The organism is Sphingorhabdus sp. EL138, from assembly GCF_900258045.1.
Lineage (GTDB): Bacteria > Pseudomonadota > Alphaproteobacteria > Sphingomonadales > Sphingomonadaceae > Parasphingorhabdus.
Genome location: NZ_OGVD01000004.1, coordinates 1,140,278 through 1,154,083, shown reverse-complemented (window position 1 = coordinate 1,154,083; position 13,806 = coordinate 1,140,278). Strand labels below are relative to the sequence as shown.

Below are 13,806 nucleotides of genomic sequence, written 5' to 3'. Positions count from 1 at the left end.
GCAAATTATTTCAGTTCATCACCCGTCAAGACTGGCAGACTTTTTACAGTGTCGGCCATTTGTGTTCGAATGTCATCAGGTGATGCGATCAGGCCAGCTTTAATAAGGTAGCCATCAGCCCCGCCAGCACTGACGAACTCTGTCAAATACTCTTGAAGACCAGGGATAACACCCACATGCTGCTTTTTAGCATAGATATAAAGTGGTCGCGCTCCTGGATATTCACCAGATGCAATGGCATCATAAGCAGGTTCTACATCGGAAACAGCAACGCCGCGGACCGAGTCGGTATTTTCCTCCAGAAAGCTGTAGCCAAAAATTCCAACACTGTTTGGATTGGCTTTCAACTTCTGAACGATCAGATTGTCATTCTCGCCAGCATCTATGTAGGCACCGTCAGCGCGTACATCGTGACAAATGGCATCATATTCGTCTTCATTTGTGTCTTTCAACGCTTTGGTTGTGGCGTCGGTTTTGCAGCCGACTTCCATAATCAACTCGGTAAGTGCGTCGCGTGTTCCAGAAGTGGATGGCGGACCGTAAACACTGATCGCAATATTGGGAAGCGAAGGATCAATGTCGGACCAGTTCTTAGTCTCATTCTTTTTACCAAATGGGCGCTCTGCAATGGCTTCATATATTTGCGTCGGCGTCAATTTGATCGATGGGCCTTCATTGGCTTGTGCAATCGCGATGCCGTCAATTCCGATTTGCACTTCGACCACATCAGTGACGCCGTTTTCTTTGCACATTTCAAACTCGGTTGCCTTCATCCGCCGCGATGCGTTGGCAATATCAGGAGTATTGGCTCCAACGCCTGCGCAGAATAGCTTCATTCCGCCGCCGGTGCCGGTTGATTCCAGAATGGGTGAAGTGTTTGCTCCACCAGCGCTAAATTGTTCTGCCACCGCTTTAGCGAAAGGGAAGACGGTTGAAGAACCTACAATGCGAACTTCACTGCGTGTTCCGCCCTGTCCCCCAGAAGCCTGATCCTGACATGCTGCCAAGGCGAGTGTTGATACCGCCAAAAGAGCGATTTTCTTAAACATTTTACCGTCCCCGTTTTCTATGGAGTGTTAAAAAAATTGGCCAAGAATCGGTCCTGATTTCTGGCCGGTTGCACAGCATTTAAAAGTCCGCAGTGTCCTAATGATTACATATTTATGACACTTATATTACATCGGGTATGGTGATGCTTCCGCTCTGTGGTTTGATAACCGGCAGGAATATTGCGACAGTCGTGCCAACGCCTTGTTCACTGGTTACTTCCATCCGGCCGCCGTGCCGTTCGGTGATATGCTTGACAATGGCTAGCCCCAGCCCGGTTCCACCGATCGATTTGCTCCGCCCTTTGTCTACGCGGTAAAAACGTTCCGTTAGTCGCGGAATATGCTCTGCAGCTATTCCATCGCCTTGATCCGTCACGGACAGGCGAAGCATCGAGCCATTTCGGTTGGGTTTGACTGCAACTGATACCGGCGTACCCCGTCGTCCATATTTAATGGCATTGCTGACCAGATTATGAAGCAGCTGGGATATCTGCGCATGGTCGCCCTGGATCATCGGCAAGTTGTCGGGCAGAGAGATAACAAAATTATCTTCATTCTTGCTACGACCGTTCAGAAAAACCGTTCTCACTTCTGCCACAAGCTTGGCCAGATCAACCGGCTCTGCGGGCAATTGATATTTTTCGGCTTCTATACGGGACAGCGACATCAGATCTTCGACCAATCGCTGCATGCGGTCGGCTTCACGATACATGATTGTCAGAAAACGTGCACGTGTGTCTTCATCTTTGCCTGCTTCGGGGTTCTCCAGAGTCTCGATAAAACCTTTTATGGCAGCCAATGGCGTACGTAGTTCGTGACTGGCATTGGCCACGAAATCAGTACGCATACGTTCTGCGGCGTAGCGGCTGCTTTGGTCTGACAACTGAACCAGCTTTAGTCCGTCATCCAGTGCATGAATTCGTAATTCCCAACGCTGATCAGCACTGCCGACCCCGACTAATAAAATGGGTTCTCCTGTATGTTCGGCATTGGGATTAGCCAAGCGATCGGCAGCTGCCGGATGACGAATCGCGACCCGCACGTCCTCTCCGATAATATGATTGCCTAGAAAATTTTTCGCAGCCGGATTGGCCATCGCTACTTTGGCATTGCGGATAAGTAAAATCGGGTCGGTAATGGGATCAACCACATCCTGGTAAGCTTCCGCCCTACCTTGGTATAGTAGCCGTTTTTTTTGCCGTTCCAGCGCGTTGAAATCTGGCGGCGGCGGTGCACGATCTTCCAAGGCAACAATGGCAAGGCCGACGATTCCAAATGCCGACATAATTATAATTTTCATCAGTGCCGCGGAAGTTTGAGCAGCCAAAACTGATCCCCCGATGATCAGGAGAATCGCAAAAATCAGCCGAAATGGAGAAATTGTGTTCATATTTGCCGTTGCGCTGGAATTCGGTCGCTTGTTTAGGCGGGTTTGCACAGAAACAGCAACGGCTATGTAAAAATTGTAGTCGATGATGCGCATCCGGAGATTGAAATCAAATCTCAAGCATTAAGGGTTTTAGCCAATTTGTCCCGTTTATGGACGACGATTTGCTGTTGCGACTGTTCACTCGCATTTAATCGTTTTTCTCTTTAAGAGCTAAGTTCAGAGGAAAATTTACGTGATGACCGATAATCCAACCCAGAATGGGAAAACTGCAGATTTCCAGGACGCTTCTCAGAATGCTGCGATCGTCACTCGCCGCCGTGCGCTGATGATGGGGGCCGTGACGGCATCTGCGGTTGTCAGTATCAAGCCGGCTTTAGCGCAGACCGCTGGTTCGGTGCTGAATTGTGAAATTCCGGTCCCGGGAAATCATGCCGCGGGCGGGTATATCGGCCCTGACGGAAAAATTGTATCACCAGACACGCCGGGTGCATTTCCGCCCGCAGGCCGGAATTTTACCGGTGAAGAAGTGAAGCGCGCGATGAATGGCCGGTCTCTACCAGGCACATCCTATGATCAATCCAAAGCCTATGTGAATTATATCCGGCGGCTCCAGTCCGGGCAAAGCGGTTTTACCTGCTACGCATCTCTGCAAATGCCGCGATAGCTTTGCACTGAATTTTGGCTTCAAAGCCAATGCTTATTAACATATTCATGCTAATGGCTTTTTCGAATGATTTGCCGTGATCAGGGATAGTGTAACCGCCAATGAGCCAGCTTTATCGCGCCGCCGCATCCGAAGGGCTGATCCAGCATCCGCTGGACAGTATGACGCTGATTTTCCAGAAATCATCGGGTATCACTCATATGGTTGTAGACCCGGTACCCGCAATACTGGCGGTTATGAACAAGGATGCTCTGACGGCCGAGGATATCGCGGGCAGACTGTCTGATAGCTATGATCTGGAGGACAGCGGCGACGCCGCCGATATTGTTCTGGCGAGGCTTGTCGAGCTGTGTTCGCTTGGCCTTGTGGAACAGGTTTAGGCCCGGTGGCGCGCATGCATCAGCTCTATCTGACCGTTGGGCCGACACGATATCGGCTGGCGTCGACCTGGCGGCGGCCTCTCGATCAACTGGCAACCCTCTACAAGGACTATCCAACGTCACAGGATGGCTACGCTGACTTCACCGTCCGGTTGGAGCCTGAAAAACCTTGGCGGCGCTATTTTCGGCCTTCTGTTCACATCTCCGGTGATTTTTGGCTTCCTGATGCTGCGCCGCTCCCGCTTGATCAAAGCCTATTGGCTGCGGAAATGGGTATGAATCTCCAAATGGCACTGGGTTGGCGGCGGCATCTTTTGCTGCACGCCAGCAGTGTCGAAAAGGATGGTAAGGCATTGCTAATGACCGGCTTGTCAGGTTCGGGAAAGTCGACGCTATCCGCCATGCTCGCGGAAAAAGGCTGGCGATTCATGGGCGATGAATTTGCCTTGCTCAATCCGGACACCGGCATGGTGCACAGCTTCCCTCGGCTGATCAGCCTCAAAAATGAGGCAATTGCGGCAATGAAGGCAATTGTACCTGAAAATCGTTTTGGCCCCTTGATGAAGGGGACGCCGAAAGGAGACATCCGCCATATCGTCCCGCCGCTGGATGCGGTGAACAGAATGGTGGACGCCGCCAAGCCTGCGTTGCTTCTGTTTCCGCGCTTTGGTCATGATCCTGCTCTGCGTGACATGGGCAAGAGCGAGATATTTGTCCGGCTGACCCAGGCGTCGACAAACTATGTGGCTCTTGGAGAGACGGGCTTTCGGGCCCTGACCCGATTTGTTGATAACGTGCCCACCAAAGCGATGGATTATCAGTCAGGGGATCAGGCCGAAGACCTGATCAACGACTTGTGGAGCCAGCTCCCATGATGCGCGATGCTCAGCCTTTGGTCGATGCCTTGCGCGAGCCAGAGACGGTTCTCTCACTTGATGGCGCTGGATGGACCAACCTGATCAGCATTGCCCGAGCAGAGTCGCTCATCGGCAGTCTTGCCCATCGGTTGGCCGAAATTGCTGTCCCGGAGCAAGTTGGGCCCATTCTGAAAGATGCGATTCAAGCTACTGACCTTGCAAGGCAACAAGCGCTTTGGGAGGCAGATAGCGCGCGCCGGGCTCTTGCGCCGCTAAATTGCAAGGTCGTGCTGATGAAAGGCACCGCCTATGTCGCGGCGGATCTTGATGCGGGGATTGGTCGAAGCATAGGCGATCTCGATATCATGGTCGCCCAGGACTCGCTGCTCGCTGTTGAAGAGGCGTTGCTGGATGCGGGTTGGGAATGGGTAAAGCCGGACCCTTATGACGATCAATATTATCGCGAACATATGCATGAGCTACCGCCGTTGATCCACCGCGATCGCGACCGGATGATCGATGTGCATCACACGACCTTACCACTGACCGCTGAACCGACGCCAAATCCTCAGGCCATGCTGGATGCAGCGGTCAAGCTGGATTCAGGTCTCTACGTCATGTCGCCTGCTGATATGTTGCTCCACTCTGTCGCTCATCTTTTTGCTGATGGTGATCTGGCCGGAGGGTTGCGCAACCTTTGGGATATCGACCGTTTGGTACGGCAGTTTTCGGAAGCAGACGCGGAGTTTTGGACCGTGTTGGGCGTCCGGGCCAGACTGCATCAGCTGGAGCCGCATCTCGCACGGGCATTGCGGTTAGCTTTCCGCCTCTATGATACGCCGGTCTATAATTATCGCGCGGGCCACACCAAGTTCACGGACTATCTTTACTTCAGAAGGCTATTGGCCCGTGATGGCTGGGGAAGAGAAACCCGAAAGTTCACACGGCAGGCCTTCTATATCCGCTCTCATTGGCTCAGGATGCCGCCGTTGATGCTGGCCCGCCATTTATGGACCAAGTGGCGCAAAGGCTGACGGTTAGCGGCTCAGTGCGGTCAGGGCGGGCACCAGCTCGTCATAATGATCGATAATCGCATCGGCGCCCAGTTCTTCAACGGGCTGATGTAAAAAGCCGAAACTGACCGCGACATTGGCGATACCGGCATTTTGGGCTGCTTTAATGTCGAATATGCTGTCACCAATAAAGGCCGCCGGTGTTTGATCTAATACCCCGCCGCAGCGCCGGATCATCTCGTCAATCGGGTCACGGTTGGGCTTGCTGCGGCCTTTGCCCATCGTATCGCCGCCAATGACTGTGATGAAACGATCTATCATGCCGACATTAGTGAGTAGCTTCACCGCAAGGCTTTCAAACTTATTTGTCACTACCGCCAATTTGATGCCTTGGTCTTGCAACGCATCCATGGCTTCCATCAGCCCTGCAAAAGCTGGCGCATTATTACCCAGATTGGCCTCGTAATGGTCAATCAGGACGGGCATCAGGTTTTTGACCAGATCCTTGTCGCTGCCGCCGGACTGTTCCAGTGCCATTTCCAGCATGTGCCGCGCGCCCATGCCGACCAAAGATCGGGTAGATTGTTCGTCCACTTGCGGCCGGTCAGCTCTGTCCAGCGCGTGGTTGAGCGAAGCGGCCAGTTCCATGCTGGTGTCGAGCAAGGTTCCATCCAGATCAAAGCCAATGATATCGAAAGAAATTTCTGTCATAGTCCCTGCATAGAACCGATCTTGCTGGCATAAGCAACCGCATCATGGCATGGGGCGCAAATTCAGCGTTGGAACAGGGTATTCGGAGTTTTTGGCATGAGTGACCGACCTTTAGCAGCCATAATACTAGCCGCCGGACAAGGTACACGGATGAAATCGGAGATGCACAAGGTCCTGCATCCGGTTGCCGGGAAGCCAATGCTCCATCATTTGCTCGATACAGTTGATTCTATCGGTGTGGAACGCACGGTCGTGGTCGTCGGTGCGCGGCGCGAGCAGATTGAGGCGAGCGTCGAAGATCGCAATGTCGCGATAGCCGTGCAGGAAGATCAGTTGGGCACCGGCCACGCTGTTGCGCAGGCCCATGATGCGCTAAAGGGCTTTGCCGGTGATGTGCTGATCCTTTACGGCGATGTGCCCATGGTTAGCGCTGAGACCATGCAGGCGATGATTGCGCGGCTGAATGACGGCACCGATCCGCGTGCAGTCGTGCTCGGTTTTCGTCCCGATGATGCAGGTGCTTATGGCCGGATCGTTGCCAGCGAGCAGGGCGAGATCGAAAAAATGGTCGAATATAAGGATGCCGACGACGCCGAGCGTGCGGTCAACCTGTGCAATAGCGGGTTGATGGCGGCGCGGGCAACCGACCTGTTCATCCTGCTCGACCAGATCGGCAATAATAATGCTGCGGGCGAATATTATCTGCCGGATATCGTGATGCTGCCGGGGCAGGCCAGCGCGGTCATTGAGGTGGATGACCCGGCAGAGGTCGCGGGCGTCAACAGTCGTGCCGAACTGGCGGCCGTCGAGGGTGAGTGGCAGCAGCGTCGGCGTGCGCAGGCGATGACAGATGGTGTCAGCTTGATTGCACCGGAAACCGTTTGGTTTTCATATGATACAACACTTTCTTCAGACGTTATAATAGAACCGAATGTCTTCTTTGGACCCGGTGTCACGGTAGCCAGCGGCGCGCGAATTTATGGTTATAGCCATATTGAAGGGGCGTCTATTGGTGCGAATACCAATGTCGGTCCGTTCGCAAGACTGCGACCGGGCGCGGTGCTCGAGGAAGGTTCTAAAGTCGGCAATTTTGTCGAGATGAAAAAGGCGGTGCTGGGCAAGGGCGCCAAGGCCAATCACCTGACCTATCTGGGCGATGCCGAAGTGGGCGAGGGCGCTAATATCGGGGCGGGCACAATCACCTGCAATTATGACGGCTATTTCAAGTATAAAACGAAGATCGGGAAGCGCGCCTTTATCGGCAGCAACAGCGCATTGGTAGCGCCATTGACAATTGGCGATGGCGCGATAGTCGGCGCTGGCGCCGCGCTGACGAGGGATGTGGAAGCCGGCGATCTGGCGCTGGTGCGGGCAGAGCAAGCCGCGAAAAAGGGCTGGGCGGACCGGTTTAACGCGGTGAGCGCGAAGAAGAAGGCTGGGAAGTGACAATCACACGGTGAGTATTCCCGAAATCGAAACGGAAAGACTGTTTCTTCGCGCACCGGCGCAAGATGATTTTGACGTCTACCGTAGATTTTATGCCGATGAAGTTGGATCGGCGGCCTACGGAGGTCCTTTAAACGCGGAGCAAGCCTGGCGGAAGTTGGCATATGATATCGGCCACTGGACGATCCGCGGCTTCGGAATGTGGTCCGCTTATTATAAGGAATCCGGAAATATGGTGGGCGGAGCAGGTCTGGTCTATCCGCAAGGATGGCCTTGTCCGGAATTGACCTGGTGGATCACGCCCGATTTCCGGCGGCAGGGCCTGGCAATGGAGCTTTCCAAGGCTGTTATCGGCTTTGGCTACGACCATCTCAAATGGGACGCAGTACGAACGTACATGAATGATGAGAATATTCCAGCTCGGCGGCTTGTAGAGAAGCTTGGCGGTGTCGTCGAGAAGCGGCGTTCTTTTCCGGACGGGCTGGACAGAAATATCTATATCTTGCCGCAATCCGGTTAAACTTGACATGATATCATGATATGATATCAGTATATCATGACTCGCATACTTGCCGATCTATCCGAAGAAGATGTCCAGTGGCTGGATGCTCAGGCGGCGGCGCAGGGGACGTCGCGGGCGCAATTGCTGCGCGACGCCGTTGCGGCGTTTCGGGCGGATGCGTCGAAACAGGGGATTGAGAAATATTTTGGAATCTGGCGCGATCGCCGGGAAGTTGGTGATCCGGTTGCGTGGCAGCGGCGCGAGCGGGCGTCCTGGACGCGGCCTTGGGATCCTGATTACTGGGACGTGCGCAAGGAATTTCCCGACCTTTTCGACGCCGACGATGACCGTGAGGCCGAACGTTATCGCAAGAAGGACGCCTCGTGAACGAAGCGGTTTTTGATAGCAATATCCTTTTCGATGCGCTGAACGATGTTGGCCGCGCCAATGTTGAACTGCAGCGCTATGACCGGCGTTATATCAGCCGGCTGACCTGGGTCGAAGTGTTGACCCGGGCGCTGCCGGATGACGGCGATCGGGCGGAGGCGTTTCTCTCCTTTTTCAACATCATTGAGGTGAATGAAGAAATTGGTCGGCGGGCAGCCTTACTGCGCAGTGACCGGCGGCGGTTGAAAACCATGGATGCCGTCATTCTAGCCTCTGCCCAGCTTACCGGGCGCATCTTGATCACCCGAAACACACGTGACTTTCCGGCGGAAATGCCGGGCATTCGCGTCCCCTATACTCTTTAAGAAGAAAGCTTCAGAACTATGTGCGGAATTATCGGAATTGTTGGCAAGGAAGCGGTCTCGGATCGTCTCGTTGATGGCCTGAAGCGGATGGAATATCGCGGTTATGACAGCGCCGGCGTCTGTACGGTTCATGACGGCCAACTGATCCGCCGTCGCGCCGAGGGCAAGCTGGTCAACCTCGTCGAAGCGCTGAAAAAGGAAGATACTCCGGGAATGATCGGCATTGCCCATACCCGTTGGGCCACCCATGGCGCGCCTACGACGAGCAACGCCCATCCGCATGCGACCAGTGAAGTGGCACTGGTTCACAATGGTATTATCGAGAATTTCAAACCGCTGCGCGAAAAATTATCGGCGCGGGGTCGCAGTTTTGAGAGCGAAACTGATACTGAAGTTGTGGCGCATCTGGTCAGTGAGCAGGTCGAGGCTGGCAAATCTCCGCAAGAAGCTGTGCAGGCGGTATTGCCGCAACTGCGCGGTGCCTTTGCACTGGCGATTGCGTTCAAGTCCAATCCTGATCTGCTGATCGGCGCACGGCTCGGTTCACCACTTGTGGTCGGTTATGGCGAAGGTGAAACCTATCTCGGCTCCGATGCACTTGCTTTAGCGCCATTGACCCAGAAGATAGCCTATCTCGAAGAAGGGGACTGGGTTGTGATTAACGGTGACGGTGCCGAGATTTTCGATAGGGCCAACAACCCCGCGGAGCGCGAAGTGACGACCTCCGGGGTGTCGGCTGCAACGATCGAGAAGGGCCAATATCGCCACTATATGCAGAAAGAGATTTTCGAGCAGCCGACAGTGGTAGCGCAGACGTTGCAAAGCTACATCAGGCCGCTCGAGCAACAAGTGGCGCTTCCGCAGATGGACTTTGATCTCAAGGATATCAGGCGGATAACCATCGTCGCCTGCGGCACGAGCTATTATGCCGGGATGGTTGCCAAATATTGGTTTGAGACCTTTGCGCGTGTGCCGGTGGACCTCGATGTCGCATCGGAATTTCGCTATCGTGAGCCAGTGCTTGAGTCAGGCGGACTGGCGTTGTTTATCTCGCAATCGGGTGAGACTGCTGACACGCTGGCAGCATTGCGCCACAGCAAGGAAGAGGGCCAGAAGATCGCGGTAGTGGTCAATGTCCCGACGAGTTCGATGGCGCGTGAAGCTGACCTGCTGCTGCCAACTCATGCCGGTCCCGAAATCGGCGTAGCTTCAACGAAAGCGTTTTCCTGCCAATTGGCCGTTCTGGCTGCGCTCGCCGCACATTTGGCCGTGGTGAAGGGCAAAATGTCTCGTGATGAAGAGCATGAAGTCGTCGAACATCTCGCAGAAGCACCGGCGGCATTGAACGCAGCGCTCGCCCATGATGAGGATATAGCCGATATGGCGCATCTGATCGCGCCAGCGCGAGACGTGCTCTATCTGGGCCGTGGCCCGGATTATCCGTTGGCATTGGAGGGGGCGTTAAAGCTCAAAGAGATAAGCTATATTCATGCTGAGGGTTATGCGTCAGGTGAGATGAAGCATGGACCCATCGCACTTATTGACGAGGCCGTGCCGGTGATCGTGCTGGCGCCATCTGGTCCGCTATTCGAAAAAACGGTCAGCAACATGCAGGAAGTGATGGCGCGTGGTGGCAAGGTTGTGCTGATTTCTGATGCTGCCGGTTTGGCTGAAGCGGGCGAGGGGTGTATGGCGACCATTGAGATGCCGAAGGTTCATCCGCTTATCGCACCGCTCGTATATGCCGTGCCTGTGCAGTTGCTTGCCTATCACGTGGCGGTTGCAAAAGGTACGGATGTTGATCAACCTCGCAATCTCGCGAAATCAGTAACTGTGGAGTAGAATATGGCCACCGATCCTTCCATCGTCTCTGTAGAAAGCGCCCAGGGTAAGTTTCAGCAGACGGTCCGGGTAGGGAAACATGTTTTTCCTGCCGATGAACCCGAGTCATTTGGCGGAGATGATACAGGTCCGTCGCCTTATGATCTGTTGCTCGCGGCTTTGGGGACCTGCACATCGATGACGATGAAGATGTATGCCGACCGTAAAGGCATAGCTTTGGAAGGCGTGTGTATCGAACTGGAGCATAGCCGCGATCATGTGGAAGATTGCACGACCTGCAACAATGATGACAACCGCATTGATGTGATTGATCGGACGATCACTTTGCATGGGGATTTGTCTGATCAGCAACGGCAAAAGCTGATGGAAATTGCAGGAAAATGTCCGGTGCACAGGACCCTGGAAAATCGCATCGACATTCATGAAACCCTGGTACAGCCATGATTGACGTCGCTGGCGGTTGCCATTGTGGTGCCGTGCGGTTCGCTGCGCAAGCTGAGGCACAGCCGGACATGCTCGATTGCAATTGCTCGATTTGTGCGCGCACAGGCTTTCTGCATTTGTTCATCCCGCATGATCAGTTTGATCTTCTGCAAGGCGAGAGTGACCTGACAAGCTATAAATTTGGCAGTGGGGAAGCTGATCATTTGTTCTGCAGTCATTGCGGGGTAAAAAGCTTCTATCAGCCGCGATCCCATCCTGATTGCTGGAGCGTTAATTATAACTGTCTGGACTCGGGGCATGATTTGGAACCGAAGATCACCAAGTTTGACGGACAGAATTGGGCAGCGTCCAAAGCTAAGCTATAAAAAACGGCTCGCTAGTTTCCCAGCGAGCCGTCTTTAAGTCTGCAGCCGTAAGGCTTGTTTACGCGAGGTCGAAACGATCCGCGTTCATAACCTTGGTCCAGGCCGCGACGAAGTCTTGAACAAACTTTTCTTCATGGCCGCTTTCTGCATAAACTTCGGCTAGCGCGCGCAGCTGGGAGTTGGATCCGAAGACGAGGTCAGCGCGGGTTCCGGTCCAGCGTTGTTCACCGCTGCTCCGATCCTTGCCTACAAACTCTTCTTCACCACTGCCATCCACAGCTTCCCAAACGGTGTTCATGTCGAGCATGTTGACGAAAAAGTCGTTGGTCAATTGACCCGGACGATCCGTCAAGACGCCGTGAGTGCTATTACCGCTATTGGCACCAAGCGCCCGCAGACCGCCAATCAGAACAGTCATTTCCGGTGCGCTGAGGTTGAGCAGGGACGCACGGTCCAGCATCAGTTCTTCGGTCGGAACGCTATGTTTGGCGCAAAGATAGTTGCGGAATGCATCGGCTTTAGGCTCAAGCGGCTCAAAGCTCTCGGCATCGGTCATTTCATCCGTGGCATCGCCGCGTCCGCTGGCGAACGGCACATCGATATTGAAGCCAGCATCTTTCGCCGCTTTCTCCACCGCTGCAGTTCCGCCCAGAACGATCAGGTCGGCAATGCTGACATTGCTGTCGCCTTTGATCTCTTCCAGTTTGGAAATCACCTTGCCGAGTTCAGCCGGGTCATTGGCTGCCCAGTCTTTTTGCGGAGCCAGACGAACGCGGGCACCATTGGCACCGCCGCGATGATCTGAACCGCGATAGGTGGATGCCGAAGCCCAGGCCGCTTTGACCAGCTCGCTGATCGTCAGACCGCTGTCCAATATGGCCGATTTCAAGCTCGCAACATCGCTGTCGCTAATGCTCTGGCCAGCTGGAACGGGGTCCTGCCAGATCAGATCTTCCGCAGGGACTTCCGGACCGTGGTAGCGGGCTTTTGGACCCATGTCGCGGTGGCACAGTTTGAACCAGGCACGAGAAAAGGCGTCGTCCAATGCTGCCTGATCATTGCGGAAGCGCTCCGAAATCTTGCGATAGTCCGGATCGACTTTCAGCGCCATGTCGGCGGTGGTCATCATGGTTGGAACCTTTTTGGAAGAATCAGCGGCATGTGGAGCCATATCTTCTTCCTTCTGGTCGATCGGTTGCCATTGCTGGGCACCCGCCGGGCTTTTCACCAACTCATATTCATAGTCCAGCAACAGTCGGAAATAATTGCCATTCCACTGGGTTGGGGTCGAAGACCAGCTGCCTTCCAGACCGGATGTGATGGCATCGCCGCCGACACCGGTTCCATGGGTGCTGAGCCAGCCGAAGCCCTGAGCAGTGATGTCGCCGCCTTCGGGTTCAACACCAACAAGGCTGGCATCACCAGCGCCATGCGCCTTGCCAAATGCATGACCGCCGGCGGTCAATGCGACGGTTTCTTCGTCGTTCATTGCCATCCGGGCAAAGGTTTCACGCATGTCGCGAGCGGACAGGGCAGGGTCGGGATTCCCGCCAGGGCCTTCGGGGTTCACATAGATCAAGCCCATCTGAATCGCGGCGAGTGGATTTTCCAGAAGCAGATCTTGGTCGGGATCAATACGCGTTTGCACGCCTTCATTGACCATCTTGTCTTCGTTACCCCAGTAAATATCACGCTGAGGTTCGAAAGTGTCTGCACGGCCGCCGCCGAAACCGAAGACCGGGCCACCCATTGATTCGATGGCGACATTGCCAGCGAGGATGAACAAATCGGCCCAGCTAATCTTCTCACCATATTTCTGTTTGACCGGCCAGAGCAAGCGACGCGCTTTGTCCAGATTGCCATTGTCGGGCCATGAGTTGAGAGGAGCAAATCGTTGCTGTCCTTCGCCTGCACCGCCGCGGCCGTCCGCCGTACGATAGGTGCCGGCAGCATGCCATGCCATCCGGATAAAGAAAGGACCGTAGTGGTCGTAGTCCGCCGGCCACCATGGCTGGCTATCGGTCATCAGAGCTGTTAGATCTTTTTTTAACCCGTCATAGTCAATCGACTTGAATGCGTCAGCATAGTTAAAGTCTTTGCCCATCGGGTCGGGGGAAGTGCCACCTTGGGTCAGGATATCAACGGGGATTTGATTGGGCCACCAGTCACGATTTTGTCGGCCGAGTAGCTCACGCACCCCGCCATCAAAGCCCATGGGGCAACCTTCGATCTTGGCTCCGGGTGTTTTTATATCCATTTAAGTCTCTCCTTTTGGTTTGTGGGGTCATGCATAACTGCAACTGATAGCTGTTATAATACAGAATCGTCAGCCAGCTAAATCAATTAAAACATTCTGTTTGATTGCCTGAATCGATTAAACGGAAGTCGTTT

Annotated in this window: 16 protein-coding genes; 11 read left to right on the top strand and 5 right to left on the bottom strand. The window is 54.2% G+C overall.

Annotation, left to right across the window (positions count from 1 at the left end; genetic code table 11):
• Nucleotides 1-5: 5 nt before the first annotated feature.
• Entirely contained in the window at nt 6-1,049 is a 1,044-nt protein-coding gene (locus DK507_RS15485) for a substrate-binding domain-containing protein (RefSeq protein WP_109357205.1), read from the bottom strand.
• Between the two features lie 121 nt (nt 1,050-1,170).
• On the bottom strand, nt 1,171-2,349 hold the full coding sequence (locus DK507_RS15480; protein ID WP_254054409.1) for a cell wall metabolism sensor histidine kinase WalK: 1,179 nt from the start codon (nt 2,347-2,349) through the stop codon (nt 1,171-1,173).
• Nucleotides 2,350-2,764: 415 nt separating this feature from the next.
• On the opposite strand from DK507_RS15480, the gene DK507_RS15475 reads away from it, so the two are divergent.
• From DK507_RS15475 to DK507_RS15460, 4 genes are all read left to right on the top strand, one after another.
• Nucleotides 2,765-3,103 (top strand): hypothetical protein, encoded by a 339-nt coding sequence (locus DK507_RS15475; RefSeq protein ID WP_254054454.1) that lies wholly within the window; start codon nt 2,765-2,767, stop codon nt 3,101-3,103.
• 101 nt (nt 3,104-3,204) lie between these two features.
• Nucleotides 3,205-3,483, top strand: a complete 279-nt coding sequence (locus DK507_RS15470) for an HPr-rel-A system PqqD family peptide chaperone (protein ID WP_109357203.1) — start codon at nt 3,205-3,207, stop codon at nt 3,481-3,483.
• A gap of 14 nt (nt 3,484-3,497) precedes the next feature.
• Nucleotides 3,498-4,358: an HprK-related kinase A gene (locus DK507_RS15465; protein WP_109357202.1), complete on the top strand. Its 861-nt coding sequence runs from the start codon at nt 3,498-3,500 to the stop codon at nt 4,356-4,358.
• Nucleotides 4,358-5,374 (top strand): nucleotidyltransferase family protein, encoded by a 1,017-nt coding sequence (locus DK507_RS15460; RefSeq protein WP_109357725.1) that lies wholly within the window; start codon nt 4,358-4,360, stop codon nt 5,372-5,374. The genes DK507_RS15465 and DK507_RS15460 overlap by 1 nt, the downstream gene beginning before the upstream one ends.
• Before the next feature lie 3 nt (nt 5,375-5,377).
• Here DK507_RS15460 and DK507_RS15455 read toward each other — a convergent pair whose 3' ends face one another.
• Nucleotides 5,378-6,064 carry an HAD-IA family hydrolase gene (locus DK507_RS15455; protein WP_109357201.1) on the bottom strand — a complete coding sequence of 229 codons (687 nt, stop codon included), beginning with the start codon at nt 6,062-6,064 and terminating at the stop codon, nt 5,378-5,380.
• A 96-nt stretch (nt 6,065-6,160) separates the two neighbouring features.
• On the opposite strand from DK507_RS15455, the gene glmU reads away from it, so the two are divergent.
• From glmU to DK507_RS15425, 6 genes are read left to right on the top strand one after another with little or no spacing between them, the layout of a single operon-like run.
• Entirely contained in the window at nt 6,161-7,510 is a 1,350-nt protein-coding gene (gene glmU, locus DK507_RS15450) for a bifunctional UDP-N-acetylglucosamine diphosphorylase/glucosamine-1-phosphate N-acetyltransferase GlmU (RefSeq protein WP_109357200.1), read from the top strand.
• A 10-nt stretch (nt 7,511-7,520) separates the two neighbouring features.
• Nucleotides 7,521-8,030 (top strand): GNAT family N-acetyltransferase, encoded by a 510-nt coding sequence (locus DK507_RS15445; protein ID WP_216822396.1) that lies wholly within the window; start codon nt 7,521-7,523, stop codon nt 8,028-8,030.
• Between the two features lie 36 nt (nt 8,031-8,066).
• The gene (locus DK507_RS15440; protein WP_109357198.1) at nt 8,067-8,399 is read left to right on the top strand and encodes a CopG family transcriptional regulator; all 333 of its coding nucleotides are present in this window, start codon (nt 8,067-8,069) and stop codon (nt 8,397-8,399) included.
• Complete coding sequence (locus DK507_RS15435) at nt 8,396-8,764, top strand: type II toxin-antitoxin system VapC family toxin (protein WP_109357197.1); 369 nt, start codon at nt 8,396-8,398, stop codon at nt 8,762-8,764. The genes DK507_RS15440 and DK507_RS15435 overlap by 4 nt, the downstream gene beginning before the upstream one ends.
• Before the next feature lie 18 nt (nt 8,765-8,782).
• Complete coding sequence (gene glmS, locus DK507_RS15430) at nt 8,783-10,606, top strand: glutamine--fructose-6-phosphate transaminase (isomerizing) (RefSeq protein ID WP_109357196.1); 1,824 nt, start codon at nt 8,783-8,785, stop codon at nt 10,604-10,606.
• A gap of 3 nt (nt 10,607-10,609) precedes the next feature.
• Complete coding sequence (locus DK507_RS15425) at nt 10,610-11,050, top strand: OsmC family protein (RefSeq protein ID WP_109357195.1); 441 nt, start codon at nt 10,610-10,612, stop codon at nt 11,048-11,050.
• On the opposite strand, the gene DK507_RS18115 is transcribed toward DK507_RS15425, so the two are convergent.
• Nucleotides 11,026-11,268 carry a hypothetical protein gene (locus DK507_RS18115; protein WP_254054461.1) on the bottom strand — a complete coding sequence of 81 codons (243 nt, stop codon included), beginning with the start codon at nt 11,266-11,268 and terminating at the stop codon, nt 11,026-11,028. The two genes, DK507_RS15425 and DK507_RS18115, sit on opposite strands and share 25 nt — an antisense overlap.
• Here DK507_RS18115 and DK507_RS15420 point away from each other — a divergent pair.
• The gene (locus tag DK507_RS15420) at nt 11,167-11,415 is read left to right on the top strand and encodes a GFA family protein (RefSeq protein WP_254054453.1); all 249 of its coding nucleotides are present in this window, start codon (nt 11,167-11,169) and stop codon (nt 11,413-11,415) included. The two genes, DK507_RS18115 and DK507_RS15420, sit on opposite strands and share 102 nt — an antisense overlap.
• 58 nt (nt 11,416-11,473) lie before the next feature.
• On the opposite strand, the gene katG is transcribed toward DK507_RS15420, so the two are convergent.
• A complete protein-coding gene (gene katG, locus DK507_RS15415; protein ID WP_109357194.1) occupies nt 11,474-13,672 on the bottom strand; it encodes a catalase/peroxidase HPI in 2,199 nt (732 codons plus the stop codon).
• Nucleotides 13,673-13,806 lie beyond the last annotated feature (134 nt).